This window comes from Frigidibacter oleivorans (genome assembly GCF_003993775.1).
Lineage (GTDB): Bacteria > Pseudomonadota > Alphaproteobacteria > Rhodobacterales > Rhodobacteraceae > Frigidibacter > Frigidibacter oleivorans.
This window is the reverse complement of sequence record NZ_RJRZ01000015.1, coordinates 25451-38988: the sequence shown is the minus strand read 5'-3', so window position 1 is coordinate 38988 and position 13538 is coordinate 25451. Positions and strand designations below refer to the sequence as shown.

Below are 13538 nucleotides of genomic sequence, written 5' to 3'. Positions count from 1 at the left end.
CCCCCGCAGGGCTGCATCAGGTGCAGAAGGTCAGGTCCGGCGCTTGTCGCGGAGCCGCGCGAAGAACTCGAGCCGCTTTTTCAGCTCGCGTTCGAAGCCGCGTTCGACGGGCTGGTAGAGCAGCGGCCGGCGCATGCCTTCGGGGAAATAGTCCTGCCCGGAAAAGCCGTCCTCGGCGTCATGGTCATAGGCATAGCCCGCGCCATAGCCCTGATCCTTCATCAGCCGGGTCGGCGCGTTCAGGATGTGCTTCGGCGGCGGTTCCGACCCGCTGCGCCGCGCCTCGGCCCGCGCCGCCTTGTAGGCGACATAGCCGGCGTTCGACTTGGGCGCGAGCGCGAGGTAGATCACCGCCTGCGCCAGCGCCAGTTCGCCCTCGGGGCTGCCGAGCCGTTCATAGATCTCCCAGGCGTGCAGGCATTGCGTCTGGCATTGCGGATCGGCGAGCCCGATATCCTCCACCGCCATCCGCACCAGCCGCCGGGCGAGGTAGCGCGGATCCTCGCCCCCCTCCAGCATTCGCGCGAACCAATAGAGCGCGGCATCCGGGTCCGAGCCGCGCACCGACTTGTGCAGGGCAGAGATCAGGTTGAAATGTTCGTCGCCCGACTTGTCGTATTTCGCCGCCCGCCGCATCAGCCGCTGCGCCAGCGCCTGCGGGTCGAGCTTGCCTTCCACCTTCCAGGCCAGCACCTGTTCGACGAGGTTCAGCGCCGCCCGCCCGTCGCCATCCGCCATCTCGATCAACGCCTCGCGCGCCGGGGCGGTCAGGGGCAGCGGGCGCCCGGCCTCCTGCTCTGCGCGCTGGACCAGCCGTTCCAGATCGGCGGGGGTCAGGCGGTTCAGCACGATCACCTGCGACCGGGACAGGAGCGCCGCGTTCAGCTCGAAACTCGGGTTCTCGGTGGTGGCACCGACGAGGAGGATGGTCCCGTCCTCCATATGCGGCAGGAAGCCGTCCTGCTGCGCCTTGTTGAAGCGGTGGATCTCGTCCACGAACAGCAGCGTGCCCTGACCCTGGCTCCGCCGCAGCTTGGCGGCCTCGAACACCTTGCGCAGTTCGGGGACGCCGCTGAAGATCGCGCTGATCTGCACGAAGGTCAGGTCGGTCGCATCCGCCAGCAGCCGGGCGATGGTCGTCTTGCCGACGCCGGGCGGCCCCCAGAGGATCAGCGACGACAGCGATCCCGCGGCCAGCATCGCCCCCAGCGGACCATCCGGCCCCAGCACATGTTCCTGGCCGATCACCTCGGACAGGGCGGCGGGCCGGATCCGGTCCGCCAGCGGCCGCGGCGCGGCGCCCGCCTTGCGCGGACCGTCGGGGGCGCCGTTCTGGGGCGGTCTGTCGAAAAGGTCTGACATGGCCCCTTTTATCGCCGGCCGCGGCGCGGGGGAAGCGGCGCCCGTTCAATGCATCGGGGCCGGCCGCGATGTCGCGCGGCCGGCCCCGGGGGTTTGGGACGCGCCCCCGGGAGGAAGGGGCGCGTCCGGGTGGGTTGTCCGGGGCGGGCGCGGGGCGGGGCGGGTCCAGTCCGCCGTCGCCGGGACGCCCGGTCCGGGTCTCGGCCTGCGCCTCAGTGCAGCTGCTGGCTGAAGTCCATCGAGACGACCTGGTTGTCGACGCCCTCGATGTTCATCACCGGACCCATCGCCGTCATGCCGACGCCGACCCGTCCCGCCCAGCGGGGCCAGTTGGCGTTGAGCAGCGTCAGGCAGCGCGTCGCACCCAGCTTCATCGAAGCATGGCCGAGGTCGCGGATCAGCTGGGCATGGACCTTGCGGCGCAGCGAGGCCGGCACGCTGTGCGACACGAACAGGCGCGAGCTTTCCCAGATCGTGTCGCTGACCGGCGCCTCGTCGTAGAGCAGGTCCGACGGGATCGTGTCCAGCAGCCCGCGCTGCGCGTCGCGGATCATGTAGCTGTAGATCCCGCAACGGGCGGTGGTCGGCGTCAGCCGGTTCCCTGCCAGCACCTGGCCCAGTTCGTCATGAACGACGACCCAGCGGCTGGCCGGCGTGTCGTACTGGTCGTACTCCATGCCGAGCGCTTCGGGCAGGTCCCACTTGTTGTGCACGATGAACAGTTCGCGCCTGGCACGAAGCATGTTCGCGAACAACTCGCCGTGGTTGTGGATGTTTTCGAAGGACAGTGTCGTGGTCTGCATGTTTGCCTCCTGCAGGGTGGTAGTAAAAACCTTGCGGAGGGCAGATCCTCAGATCAGGCGGTAGTCCTTGGCGCGCTGAATGGCTTCGGCCGTGGTTCGGGCCATCAGCCTGTTGCGGGCCGAGGTGATCCGGGCCTTCAGGGCACTCTCGGATATACCGAGCTTGGCGGCGGCCGCGGCATGACGGTCGCCCCCCGCAATACATCTGAGGGCCTCGATCTGGGCCTTCGTCAGTTCTTCGGGCGGTTCGGTCAGGTCATGCAGACCCCCGACCACCGCATGTATCTCTGCCATCTCGGCATCCGTGAATTCCCGGTCGTCGCGCGCGAAACTGGCGATTGTGCGCGATTTCACAGGGCCATGGGCCGAAGTCATTCCGTAGACAAGTCCGAAAGACGCGGCCTCCTGAAACAGTCCGAACGGGTCCGGCAGGCTCGGATCGCTCCACCGGATCGTTCCGGTCGTGCTGAACCCCCAGGCGACACAGGGATCCCGAAGGACATATCCGCGCTCCGTATAGTGATCGAGCCAGACTTGGTCATAGGTCTGGAAGAACATGATCGGCGACGTGAATCTGATGTGCAAACCTATCGAGTATCCATTCGGGACGATTGTTCCCAAATGCTTGAGTTCGCGGTCGATTCTTGCCTGAATGGACATGTCTTTTTAGACAAGTTGATCGGTTTAGCGTCAACCGTAAATTGAGCGGCAGAAGTTGCTGTTCAAGGCGGATTCGGACGTGCGTGTGATTGACCCCTCCCTCTTTACCAAGCTGATGCGACTGCCCGATGCGACACGGGGCGATTTGCTGGAATTCTTGGGCGCGACCCCGGTTGCCGATGTCCATCTGGCGGAAATGATCGAAAAACTGACGTTGCGTCGCCCGGAAACCGAGCGGCGCGCGGCGCGTCCGGGCGCGAACTAGGCAGCCCGCAGCCGGGGCGCGAGATCGCGCAGAGCGGCGCCCGCGGGCCGCCGCAAAAGGAAAAGGCCCCGCAATGCGGGGCCTTCGTGTCTGGTCCGGTCGAACGGTCGAACGGCGATCAGGCTTCGGCGGCCTCAGCCTCCAGCCGCGCCTTGTCGGCGGCACCCTTGGCCGAGGTGTCGCGGTCCACAAGCTCGATGATCGCCATCGGCGCCATGTCGCCATAGCGGAACCCGGCCTTCAGCACGCGGCTGTAGCCGCCGGCGCGGTCCTTGTAGCGCGGGCCCAGCACTTCGAACAGCTTGGCCACGTCCTTGTCCTGCTTCAGCACGGCCGCGACCTGGCGGCGGGCATGCAGGTCGCCGCGCTTGGCCAGCGTGATCAGCTTTTCGATGATCGGGCGCAGTTCCTTGGCCTTGGGCAGGGTGGTCTTGATCTGCTCATGTTCGATGAGCGAGCCGCACATGTTGGCGAACAGCGCCTTGCGGTGTTCGTGGGTACGGTTCAGGCGGCGATAGCCGCGAGCGTGACGCATGATGATCTCCTCTTCGCGTTTTGCTTTGTGTTGCGGTCCCGTGCGTTGCGGTCCGCGTCGTTGGGGCATCTGCCCAGGCTTTCCCCGGCAATCCGGGCATTGGCGGGGGCGGTCTGTGCGACCGCCCCCGTCCGATCAGAACTGGTCCTCGAAGCGCTTGGCGAGGTCCTCGATGTTCTCCGGCGGCCAGTCCTCGACTTCCATGCCGAGGTGCAGGCCCATCGAGGACAGCACTTCCTTGATCTCGTTCAGCGACTTCCGGCCGAAGTTCGGGGTCCGCAGCATCTCGGCCTCGGTCTTCTGGATCAGGTCGCCGATATAGACGATGTTGTCGTTCTTCAGGCAGTTGGCCGAGCGGACCGACAGTTCCAGCTCGTCCACCTTCTTCAGCAGCAGCGGGTTGAATTCCAGCCCGTCATCCACGTCCGACCGGCTGGCCGATTCCGGTTCGTCGAAGTTGACGAAGATCGACAGCTGGTCCTGCAGGATGCGCGCGGCATAGGCCACGGCATCGTCGGGGGTCAGCGAGCCGTCGGTCTCGATCTTCATGGTCAGCTTGTCATAGTCCAGCACCTGGCCCTCGCGGGTGGGCTGCACCTCGTAGCTGACCTTCTTGACCGGCGAATAGATCGCGTCGATCGGGATCAGGCCGATCGGCGCATCCTCGGGGCGGTTCTTTTCCGCCGCGACATAGCCCTTGCCGGTGTTGACCGTCAGTTCCATGAACAGGTCGGCGCCGTCATCGAGATGGCAGATCACGTGGTCCTTGTTCAGGACCTCGATGCCGTTCGATTCCGAGATGTCGCCCGCCGTCACGACGCCCGGACCCTTGGCCGAGATCGACAGACGCTTCGGCCCCTCGACTTCCATCTTCAGGCTGACGCCCTTGAGGTTCAGCACGATGTCCGTCACGTCCTCGCGCACGCCCGCGACCGAAGAGAACTCGTGCAGCACGTTGTCGATCTGGACGCTGGTGATGGCCGCGCCTTGCAGCGAGGACAGCAGCACGCGGCGCAGCGCATTGCCGAGCGTCAGGCCGAAGCCACGCTCCAGCGGTTCGGCGACCACGGTCGCCTGGCGCGCCGGATCGTTGCCGGCGCGCACGTCGAGCTGCGCGGGCTTGATCAGTTCGGCCCAATTCTTGTGGATCATGCGTTCTGCCTCCATACCAGTTCCGGACCCATGTCCGCGGCCCGGAACACCCGAGGATAAAAACGAAAAGCGGACCGGGCCGCGCGATACCCGCACGGCCCGGCCCGGAAAGAAACCGTCAGACGCGGCGGCGCTTGGGCGGCCGGCATCCGTTATGGGCGATCGGCGTCACGTCGCGGATCGAGGTGATGTTGAAGCCCACGGCGGCCAGCGCGCGCAGCGCCGATTCCCGGCCCGAACCCGGACCCTGAACCTCGACCTCGATCGTTTTCACGCCATGTTCCTGCGCCTTGCGGCCCGCATCCTCGGCGGCCATCTGCGCGGCATAGGGGGTCGACTTGCGCGAACCCTTGAAGCCCATGGTGCCGGCCGACGACCACGAGATCGCGTTGCCCTGCACGTCCGAGATCAGGATCTTGGTGTTGTTGAACGACGAGTTCACATGCGCCACGCCGGCAGCGATGTTCTTGCGTTCCTTCCGCTTCATGCGGGTCTTGTCACGAGCCATTGCGAAACCCTCCCCTTACTTCTTCTTGCCGGCGATCGGCTTCGCCGGGCCCTTGCGGGTGCGGGCATTGGTGTGGGTGCGCTGGCCGCGGACCGGCAGGTTCTTGCGGTGACGCAGGCCGCGATAGCAGCCAAGGTCCATCAGACGCTTGATGTTCATCGACACTTCGCGGCGCAGGTCGCCTTCGACCGTCAGGTTCGCGTCGATATATTCGCGGATCTGCAGGACTTCGGCATCCGACAGGTCGTTCACGCGGCGGGCTTCGTCGATGCCGACGGCCTCGACGATCTGCTTGGCGAACATCGGGCCGATGCCGTGAATATACTGAAGCGCGATCGGAACGCGCTTTCCGGTGGGGATGTTGACGCCAGCAATACGAGCCACGCGTTCTTCCTTTTTGTTGCGGTTCCGTAGCGCCGGAACCTTTTTTCACAACGCAGGCCCGGGGTCGGGACCACCGGGCCGCACGATCTGTCCGATTCGGGGATGGTTCCGCCGCACCAAACGATTCTCTTGCGAGACGCCGTGCCTTAAGGGTTTCTCACCGCGGCGTCAAGCGACGCGGGCCGCCCCGGATCACCGGCGCGGGACCGTGTCGCGGGGCTCAGGCCCGATCCAGCAGCTGCGCGATGGCGCCGGACACGTCCGCCACATCGGCCATGCCGTCGACCTGCCGCAGGTCGCCCTTGGCATAGTAATAGCCGATCAGCGGCGCGGTCTTGCGATAGTATTCCCGCAGGCGGTCGGCAAAGACCTCGGGCGTGTCGTCCTTGCGCACCGGCTGGCCCGCGGCCAGCGTCTCCTCGGCGCGCTTGACGATCCGGCCGACCAGAGCCGCGTCATCGACGACCAGCTCGATCACCGCGTCCAGCCGCTGACCCATCCGCGCCAGCAACTCGCCAAGCGCGTCGGCCTGCTTCAGCGTCCGGGGAAAGCCGTCGAAGATGAAGCCGCCGGCGGACCCCTGGCGCAGCTTTTCCTCGATCAGGCCGATGACGATCTCGTCGGTGACGAGCTCGCCGCGATCCATGACCTCGGCCACGCGCCGCCCCATCTCGGTCCCCGAGGCCCGCGCCTCGCGCAGCATGTCGCCGGTCGAAAGCTGGACCATGCCGCGGTCTTCGGTCAGCTGGCGCGCCTGGGTTCCCTTGCCTGCGCCCGGGGGTCCCAGCAGGATGATGTTGGTCATGTCTCCGTCCCTCTTGTCGTCGTCTCAGCGCCGCGCGGGCGGCTTCTTCGCAGTGCCGCGCTTCTTGCCGCGAAGCTGGGATTTCTCGATCAGCCCTTCGTACTGGTGCGCCAGCAGATGCGACTGAACCTGGTTGATCGTGTCCATGGTGACGCTGACGACGATCAGCACCGACGTCCCGCCGAAATAGAACGGGATCGCCAGTTGCGAGCGCAGGATTTCCGGCAACAGGCAGACCAGCGCCAGATAGGCCGAGCCGATCACGAGGATCCGGTTCACCACGTAGTCGAGGTATTCCTCCGTCCGCTTGCCCGGGCGGATGCCGGGGATGAAGCCGCCCTGGTTCTTCAGGTTGTCGGCCACGTCATCGGTCTTGAAGGACACGTTCGCCGTGTAGAAATACGAGAAGAACACCAGCATCGCGACGAAGAACAACAGATACAGCGGCTGGCCCGGCCCGAAATAGGCCAGGATCGTCGACATCACCGGCCCGGTCTGCTGGCCCGAGAAGGTGGCGATTGTGGTCGGCAGCAGCAGCAGCGACGAGGCGAAGATCGCCGGGATCACGCCTGCCGGGTTGACCTTGATCGGCAGGTGGCTGGACCCGCCGTCATAGATCTTCATGCCGACCTGACGGCGCGGATACTGGATGTGGATCTTGCGCAGCGCGCGTTCCATGAACACGACGAAGCCCACCACCACCACAATCATCACCAGCACGCCGATGATCACCGCGGGCGAGATGGTCCCGGCGCGGCCCTGGCTCAGGAACTGCGCCAGCGCCGCGGGGATTTCCGCCACGATGCCCACGAAGATGATCAGCGAGATGCCGTTGCCGATGCCGCGCGCGGTGATCTGCTCGCCCAGCCACATCAGGAACATGGTGCCGCCGACCAGCGTGATCACCACCGACAGCTGGAAGAACAGGCCCGGATCATGGGCCAGCCCCCCCGCCTCGAGGCTGCGGGCGAGGCCATAGGCCTGGAACAGCGCCAGCGCCACGGTCGCATAGCGGGTGTACTGGTTCAGCTTCTTGCGGCCCTGTTCGCCTTCCTTCTTCAGCTGTTCCAGCGACGGCACCATCGCGCTGAGAAGCTGCACGATGATGGAGGCCGAGATATAGGGCATGATGCCGAGCGCGAAGATCCCCATCCGGCCGAGCGCGCCGCCGGTGAACATCGACAGGATCCCGCCCAGGCCCGCCGCCGCGTCGGTCATGAACTGCCGCAGCGCCGCGCCGTCGATCCCCGGCACCGGGATGAAGGTGCCGAGCCGATAGACGATCAGCAGGCCGATGGTGAAGAAGATGCGTTGCCGAAGATCGGTCGCCTTGCCAAGCGCGCCCCAGCTGAGGTTCGCGGCCATTTGCTCTGCGGCGGATGCCATGTCGATCTCTCTCATGCACAGCGCCGCCGAACCGTTTTCCGGTCGGCGGCGCCTGGAAAAACTCAAGGGCCTATGTAAGCGGCACGCAGACCGCCCACAACACCTTATTCAGCCGCTGCCGGGGCCTTGACGGTCAGGGTGCCGCCGGCCTTTTCGACCGCCTCGATCGCGGCCTTCGACGCGCCGGTGACGACGAGGGTCAGCTTCGACGTGGCCTCGCCCTTGGCCAGCACGCGGATGCCGTCGCGCTTGCGGGCGGTGACGCCGGCCGCGACCAGCGCATCCTCGGTGATCTCGGCCGAGGCGTCCAGCTTGCCGGCGGCCACGAACTTCTCGATCAGGCCGAGGTTGACCACCGCGTATTCCAGCCGGTTCGGCTTGTTGAAGCCGCGCTTCGGCAGGCGGCGGTACAGCGGCATCTGGCCGCCTTCATAGCCGTTCAGCGCCACGCCCGAACGCGAGGTCTGACCCTTGATCCCGCGGCCGGCGGTCTTGCCCTTGCCCGAACCCGGGCCACGCGCCACGCGCTTCTTCTTCTTCGCCGCGCCGTCGTTGTCGCGCAGTTCATGCAGTTTCATGTCGCTCTCCTTTGCCGGAAGACCCCCGCCAGCGACGGATGGGGGCACGCGGCCTGTTCATGATAAGTCTGGGGGCCAGCGGCCCACCGGCGGCGTATAGGGGCAAATCCGGGTGCGGATCAAGCCCGCTGATCCCGTCCCTGCCCCGAAAGCCGAGCGCCGCCCCGAAGGGCGGCGTTCCGTCTTGCATCGCGGCGCGGTGTCAGCCGCGCTCTTCGACGATCTGCACCAGATGCGGGATCGCGTTCACCATGCCGCGGACCGAGGGCGTATCCTCCAGCTCGCGGGTCTTGTGCATCTTGTTCAGCCCGAGGCCCTTCAGCGTGGCCTGCTGCTTGGCCGGGCGGCGGATCGGCGAACCGATCTGCTTGACGACGATGGTCTTTGCCATTTGTCCCGCTCCTTACGCTTCGATCGCTTCGGCTTCGGGCTTCTTCAGGATGTCCGCCACCTTCTTGCCGCGGCGCTGCGCGACCTGACGGGGCGAGGATTCCTGCTTCAGACCGTCCAGCGTGGCACGGATCATGTTGTAGGGGTTCTGCGACCCCAGCGACTTCGCCACCACGTCCTGGATGCCCAGCATCTCGAACACGGCGCGCATCGGACCACCGGCGATGATGCCGGTCCCCGCGACCGCGGTCCGCATCACGACCTTGCCGGCGCCGTGGCGGCCTTCCTGGTCGTGGTGCAGGGTGCGGCCGTCGCGCAGCGGCACGCGGATCAGCGAGCGTTTCGCCTGCTCCGTCGCCTTGCGGATCGCCTCGGGCACTTCTTTCGCCTTGCCCTTGCCGAAGCCGACGCGACCGCGCTGGTCGCCGACCACCACGAGCGCGGCAAAGCCGAAGCGTTTGCCGCCCTTCACGGTTTTCGACACGCGGTTGATCGCCACGAGACGTTCGGCGAATTCCGGGGTTTCCTCGCGCTCGCGACGGTCTTCGCGGCGGTCGCGGCGGTTTTCACGTTCTGCCATTTCCGTCTCCTCAGAACTTCAGGCCGCCGTCACGGGCAGCGTCGGCAAGCGCCTTGATCTTCCCGTGAAAGAGGAACCCGCCACGATCGAAGTAGCACTCTTCGATGCCGGCCTTCTTCGCCCGTTCGGCGATGGCCGCACCGACCTTCGCGGCCGCCTCGACATTGTTCTTGCCGACGACGCCGAGATCCTTCTCGAGCGTCGAGGCAGCCGCCAGCGTCACGCCGTTCACGTCGTCGATCAGCTGTACGCTGATGTTCTTCGAGGAACGGTGCACCGACAGGCGGGCCCGGCCGTTGGCCATTTTCCGCAGTTTGTTCCGGACGCGCAGGCGGCGCTTGAGGAACAGCTCTCTCTTGTTGTTCGCCATCATGCGCCCCTTACTTCTTCTTGCCTTCCTTGCGGAAGATGAACTCGCCCTTGTAGCGGATGCCCTTGCCCTTGTAGGGCTCGGGGCCGCGCCATTCGCGGATGTTCGCGGCGACCTGGCCGACCTCTTGCTGGTCGATGCCTTCCACCACGATCTCGGTCTGCTTCGGGGTCGTGACGGTCACGCCCTTCGGCACATCGAAATTCACTTCATGCGAATAGCCGAGCGACAGCTTCAGGACGTTGCCGGCCATCGCGGCGCGGTAACCCACGCCCTGGATTTCCAGCTCTTTCTTGAAGCCGGTCGTCACGCCGGTCACGAGGTTTTCCAGCATCGAGCGGGTCATGCCCCACTGCTGGCGGGCGCGCTTGGACAGGCCACGCGGGGTGACCTTCAGCGCGTTGTCCTCCAGCGCGATGGTGACGTCGTCGGTCGCCGTGAAGCTGCGGGTGCCTTTCGGTCCCTTCACCTCGACGGTCTGGCCCGACACGGTCGCCGAAACGCCCTTGGCCAGTTCTACGGGTTTCTTGCCGATACGAGACATTCCACCCTCCTCAGAACACGGTGCAAAGCACTTCGCCGCCAACATTGGCAGAGCGAGCGTTTGCATCGGACATGACGCCTTTCGGCGTGGAGACGATCGACACGCCGAGCCCGTTGCGGGGCGACGGCAGGTCCTTCATGGCCATGTACACGCGGCGGCCCGGCTTCGACACCCGCTTCAGTTCGCGGATCACCGGGGTGCCTTCGTAGTACTTCAGGCTGATTTCCAGTTCCGACCGGCCATCGGCCGTCGTCACGTTCTCATAGCCGCGGATGTAGCCCTCGTCCTTCAGCACATCCAGCACCCAGGCACGCAGCTTGGAGGCCGGCGAGCGGACGGTGGACTTGCCGCGCATCTGCGCGTTGCGGATGCGGGTCAGCATATCGCCGAGCGGATCGTTCATCGACATTGCCCGACCTCCTTACCAGCTCGACTTCACCATGCCGGGGATCTGGCCGAAGGAGGCCAGTTCGCGCAGCATGATCCGCGAGAGTTTGAGCTTACGGTAGTAAGCATGGGGACGGCCCGTAAGCTGGCAGCGGTTGTGCAGCCGGGTCGCCGACGAATTGCGGGGCAGTTGCGCGAGCTTGAGCGTGGCCTTGAACCGCTCTTCCATCGGGCGCGACTGATCTTCGATGACCGCCTTCAGGGCGGCGCGCTTGTTCGCATACTGCTTCACAAGCTTGGCGCGCTTCTTCTCGCGCTCGACCATGGAAACTTTTGCCATGTTGCGTACTCCTGCCGCGATCAGCTGTTGAAGGGCATGTTGAATTGCTTCAACAGCGCCTTCGCTTCCGCGTTGGTTTTCGCGGTGGTGCAGATGATGATGTCCATGCCGAGAACTTCGTCGACCTTGTCGAAGTCGATCTCGGGGAACACGATGTGTTCCTTCAGACCCATGGCATAGTTGCCGCGGCCGTCGAACGAGCTTCCCTTGACGCCGCGGAAGTCGCGGACGCGGGGCAGCGCGATGTTGATCAGACGGTCGAGGAATTCGAACATCCGGTCGCCGCGCAGCGTGACCTTGCAGCCCAGCGGCATCTCCTCGCGGACGCGGAAGCCGGCGATCGACTTCTTCGCCTTGGTGATGACGGCCTTCTGACCGGCGATCTTCGACAGCTCTTCCGCCGCCTGCTTCACCTTCTTGGTGTCCTTGACGGCCTCGCCGACGCCCATGTTCAGCACGATCTTCTCGAGCCGCGGGATCATCATGTCGTTCTTGTAGGAGAATTCCTCCTTCAAGGCCGCACGGATCGTGCCGGCATAATGCGACTTCAGGCGCGGGGTATAGGTGGTTGCGTCCAGCATCAGATCGCCTCCCCGGTGGTCTTGGCGAAACGCACCTTCTTGTCGCCTTCCATGCGGAAGCCGACGCGGGTGGCCTTGCCGTTGGTGTCGATCAGCGCGAGGTTCGACAGGTCGATCGGCATCGCCTTCGGCGTGCGGCCGCCCTGCGTTGTCTGCGTCTGGCGCTGGTGGCGGATGGCGATGTTCACGCCCTCGACCACGGCCTTGTTGTCCTTGGGCAGGACCTGGGTGATCTCACCCTGCTTGCCCTTGTCCTTGCCGGCCAGCACGACGACCTTGTCGCCTTTGCGGAGTTTCGCGGCCATCACAGCACCTCCGGCGCAAGCGAGATGATCTTCATGAAGTTCTTGGCCCGCAGTTCGCGCACGACCGGCCCGAAGATACGGGTGCCGACCGGTTCGCCCTGGTTGTTCAGGATGACGGCGGCATTGCGGTCGAAGCGGATGGCGGTGCCGTCTTCACGGCGGACTTCCTTCGCGGTGCGGACGACGACGGCCTTGCGGACGTCGCCTTTCTTCACGCGGCCTTTCGGAATCGCCTCCTTGACCGACACCACGATGATGTCGCCCACGGATGCGTAGCGGCGATGCGAGCCGCCCAGAACCTTGATGCACTGCACCCGGCGAGCGCCGGAGTTGTCAGCGACATCCAGATTGGTCTGCATCTGGATCATTCGGTTTCTCCCGACCTTTGGAGACAGCGCATCGCCGCCCCAGGGTTTCGATCAGATCGGATCGAGGCTTCGGATCAGGCGGTCGCCTGGTCGGTCACCACGGTCCAACGTTTCGTCTTCGAGATCGGCGCGCATTCGATGATGCGGACGGCGTCGCCGACCTTGAACTGGTTGTTCTCGTCATGCGCGCGATATTTCTTCGACAGACGCACGGTCTTCTTCAGAACCGGATGGGTGAAGCGGCGCTCGACCAGAACGGTGACGGTCTGGGCGTTCTTGTCGCTGGTGACGACGCCTTGCAGGATACGACGGGGCATATGCGTTGCTCCTTACTTCGCGTCGGCAGCCGCTTCGGCGGCCTTCTGGTTCAGAACCGTCTTCACACGGGCGGCGTCACGGCGGACGGCGCGCATGCGGGCGGTGTTTTCCAGCTGGCCGGTGGCCTGCTGGAAGCGCAGGTTGAAGGCTTCCTTCTTCAGCGACACGAGTTCATCGCGCAGCTGGTCCGGGGACTTCGTATGCAGATCCTTGGCGTTCATCGCCGTCTTTCCTTCCACAATCACCAGAGGGCCCCTGAAATCCGCCGCTGTCGCGGTGCCGCAGGGTGACCTTGAACCTGGTGGATCAATGACGAGCCGACGATTCCGAGTCGCCCCGGAACCGTGGATGGGGCCTGATACAGAAGAGCCACCCCGAGGGCAAGGAAAACTTGGGCCTTTTCGGCAAGCGCGTGGCAAACCAGGGGGCCGGAACGGCAAAGGCCCCCGCGGCGGGCGGGGGCCTTCTGTCCTGTCGGTGGCGGAGGCCGGACTTACCAGTCTTCCTTGGCCACGATCCGGGTCGTCACCGGCAGCTTGTTCGCGCCAAGGCGCAGCGCCTCGCGGGCGATGGATTCGGCCACGCCGTCGATCTCGAACATGATCCGGCCCGGCTTCACCTTGGCCGCCCAGAAATCGACGGAGCCCTTGCCCTTACCCATCCGCACTTCGGTCGGCTTCGAGGTGACCGGCGTGTCCGGGAACACGCGGATCCAGACCCGGCCCTGACGCTTCATGTGGCGGGTGATCGCGCGGCGGGCCGCCTCGATCTGCCGCGCGGTGACGCGTTCCGGTTCGGTCGCCTTCAGCGCGAAGGAGCCGAAGTTGAGGAGGAACCCGCCCTTGGCTTCGCCGTGGATGCGGCCCTTGTGCTGTTTGCGGAACTTCGTCCGTTTCGGTTGCAGCATCTTTCCTTAC

General features: G+C 65.3%; 23 protein-coding genes. 1 reads left to right on the top strand and 22 read right to left on the bottom strand.

The annotated features are described in order from the left end of the window. Window positions 1-30: 30 nt before the first annotated feature. The 3 genes from EEY80_RS15795 to EEY80_RS15785 form a co-directional block, all read right to left on the bottom strand. Complete coding sequence (locus EEY80_RS15795; RefSeq protein WP_126978080.1) at window positions 31-1362, bottom strand: replication-associated recombination protein A; 1332 nt, start codon at window positions 1360-1362, stop codon at window positions 31-33. 212 nt (window positions 1363-1574) lie between these two features. Next, entirely contained in the window at window positions 1575-2165 is a 591-nt protein-coding gene (locus EEY80_RS15790) for an acyl-homoserine-lactone synthase (RefSeq protein ID WP_126978078.1), read from the bottom strand. A gap of 48 nt (window positions 2166-2213) precedes the next feature. Next, a complete protein-coding gene (locus EEY80_RS15785) occupies window positions 2214-2825 on the bottom strand; it encodes an autoinducer binding domain-containing protein (RefSeq protein ID WP_126978076.1) in 612 nt (203 codons plus the stop codon). A 55-nt stretch (window positions 2826-2880) separates the two neighbouring features. Between EEY80_RS15785 and EEY80_RS15780 the strand changes: the two genes are divergently transcribed. Continuing rightward, window positions 2881-3090, top strand: coding sequence for a hypothetical protein (locus tag EEY80_RS15780; RefSeq protein WP_126978074.1), 210 nt, complete (start codon window positions 2881-2883; stop codon window positions 3088-3090). Window positions 3091-3208: 118 nt separating this feature from the next. On the opposite strand, the gene rplQ is transcribed toward EEY80_RS15780, so the two are convergent. From rplQ to rplP, 19 genes are all read right to left on the bottom strand, one after another. Continuing rightward, complete coding sequence (gene rplQ, locus EEY80_RS15775; RefSeq protein WP_126978072.1) at window positions 3209-3625, bottom strand: 50S ribosomal protein L17; 417 nt, start codon at window positions 3623-3625, stop codon at window positions 3209-3211. A gap of 135 nt (window positions 3626-3760) precedes the next feature. Beyond that, window positions 3761-4777, bottom strand: a complete 1017-nt coding sequence (locus EEY80_RS15770; protein ID WP_126978070.1) for a DNA-directed RNA polymerase subunit alpha — start codon at window positions 4775-4777, stop codon at window positions 3761-3763. A gap of 118 nt (window positions 4778-4895) precedes the next feature. Next, complete coding sequence (gene rpsK / locus EEY80_RS15765) at window positions 4896-5285, bottom strand: 30S ribosomal protein S11 (protein WP_126978068.1); 390 nt, start codon at window positions 5283-5285, stop codon at window positions 4896-4898. A 15-nt stretch (window positions 5286-5300) separates the two neighbouring features. After that, a complete protein-coding gene (rpsM, locus tag EEY80_RS15760) occupies window positions 5301-5669 on the bottom strand; it encodes a 30S ribosomal protein S13 (RefSeq protein WP_126978066.1) in 369 nt (122 codons plus the stop codon). A 220-nt stretch (window positions 5670-5889) separates the two neighbouring features. Continuing rightward, window positions 5890-6474, bottom strand: a complete 585-nt coding sequence (locus EEY80_RS15755; RefSeq protein WP_126978064.1) for an adenylate kinase — start codon at window positions 6472-6474, stop codon at window positions 5890-5892. 24 nt (window positions 6475-6498) lie between these two features. Then, on the bottom strand, window positions 6499-7860 hold the full coding sequence (gene secY, locus EEY80_RS15750; protein ID WP_126978212.1) for a preprotein translocase subunit SecY: 1362 nt from the start codon (window positions 7858-7860) through the stop codon (window positions 6499-6501). Window positions 7861-7964: 104 nt separating this feature from the next. After that, window positions 7965-8438, bottom strand: a complete 474-nt coding sequence (gene rplO / locus EEY80_RS15745) for a 50S ribosomal protein L15 (protein WP_126978062.1) — start codon at window positions 8436-8438, stop codon at window positions 7965-7967. Window positions 8439-8640: 202 nt separating this feature from the next. Then, window positions 8641-8829 (bottom strand): 50S ribosomal protein L30, encoded by a 189-nt coding sequence (rpmD, locus tag EEY80_RS15740; protein WP_126978060.1) that lies wholly within the window; start codon window positions 8827-8829, stop codon window positions 8641-8643. Between the two features lie 12 nt (window positions 8830-8841). Continuing rightward, window positions 8842-9408, bottom strand: a complete 567-nt coding sequence (rpsE, locus tag EEY80_RS15735; RefSeq protein ID WP_126978058.1) for a 30S ribosomal protein S5 — start codon at window positions 9406-9408, stop codon at window positions 8842-8844. A gap of 10 nt (window positions 9409-9418) precedes the next feature. Beyond that, window positions 9419-9778: a 50S ribosomal protein L18 gene (rplR, locus tag EEY80_RS15730; protein ID WP_126978056.1), complete on the bottom strand. Its 360-nt coding sequence runs from the start codon at window positions 9776-9778 to the stop codon at window positions 9419-9421. Window positions 9779-9788: 10 nt separating this feature from the next. Further along, window positions 9789-10322: a 50S ribosomal protein L6 gene (gene rplF, locus EEY80_RS15725; protein WP_126978054.1), complete on the bottom strand. Its 534-nt coding sequence runs from the start codon at window positions 10320-10322 to the stop codon at window positions 9789-9791. A gap of 10 nt (window positions 10323-10332) precedes the next feature. After that, on the bottom strand, window positions 10333-10731 hold the full coding sequence (gene rpsH, locus EEY80_RS15720; RefSeq protein WP_205749140.1) for a 30S ribosomal protein S8: 399 nt from the start codon (window positions 10729-10731) through the stop codon (window positions 10333-10335). A 12-nt stretch (window positions 10732-10743) separates the two neighbouring features. Further along, a complete protein-coding gene (rpsN, locus tag EEY80_RS15715; protein ID WP_126978052.1) occupies window positions 10744-11049 on the bottom strand; it encodes a 30S ribosomal protein S14 in 306 nt (101 codons plus the stop codon). A 20-nt stretch (window positions 11050-11069) separates the two neighbouring features. Continuing rightward, complete coding sequence (rplE, locus tag EEY80_RS15710; RefSeq protein ID WP_126978050.1) at window positions 11070-11630, bottom strand: 50S ribosomal protein L5; 561 nt, start codon at window positions 11628-11630, stop codon at window positions 11070-11072. After that, window positions 11630-11935 carry a 50S ribosomal protein L24 gene (gene rplX, locus EEY80_RS15705; protein WP_126978048.1) on the bottom strand — a complete coding sequence of 102 codons (306 nt, stop codon included), beginning with the start codon at window positions 11933-11935 and terminating at the stop codon, window positions 11630-11632. The genes rplE and rplX overlap by 1 nt, the downstream gene beginning before the upstream one ends. Then, on the bottom strand, window positions 11935-12303 hold the full coding sequence (rplN, locus tag EEY80_RS15700; RefSeq protein ID WP_013066055.1) for a 50S ribosomal protein L14: 369 nt from the start codon (window positions 12301-12303) through the stop codon (window positions 11935-11937). Before rplN ends, rplX begins: the two co-directional genes overlap by 1 nt. 74 nt (window positions 12304-12377) lie before the next feature. Further along, the gene (gene rpsQ / locus EEY80_RS15695) at window positions 12378-12620 is read right to left on the bottom strand and encodes a 30S ribosomal protein S17 (protein WP_126978046.1); all 243 of its coding nucleotides are present in this window, start codon (window positions 12618-12620) and stop codon (window positions 12378-12380) included. Window positions 12621-12632: 12 nt separating this feature from the next. Beyond that, window positions 12633-12842 (bottom strand): 50S ribosomal protein L29, encoded by a 210-nt coding sequence (gene rpmC, locus EEY80_RS15690; RefSeq protein WP_126978044.1) that lies wholly within the window; start codon window positions 12840-12842, stop codon window positions 12633-12635. Window positions 12843-13114: 272 nt separating this feature from the next. Next, complete coding sequence (gene rplP / locus EEY80_RS15685) at window positions 13115-13528, bottom strand: 50S ribosomal protein L16 (protein WP_126978042.1); 414 nt, start codon at window positions 13526-13528, stop codon at window positions 13115-13117. Between the last annotated feature and the right edge of the window lie 10 nt (window positions 13529-13538).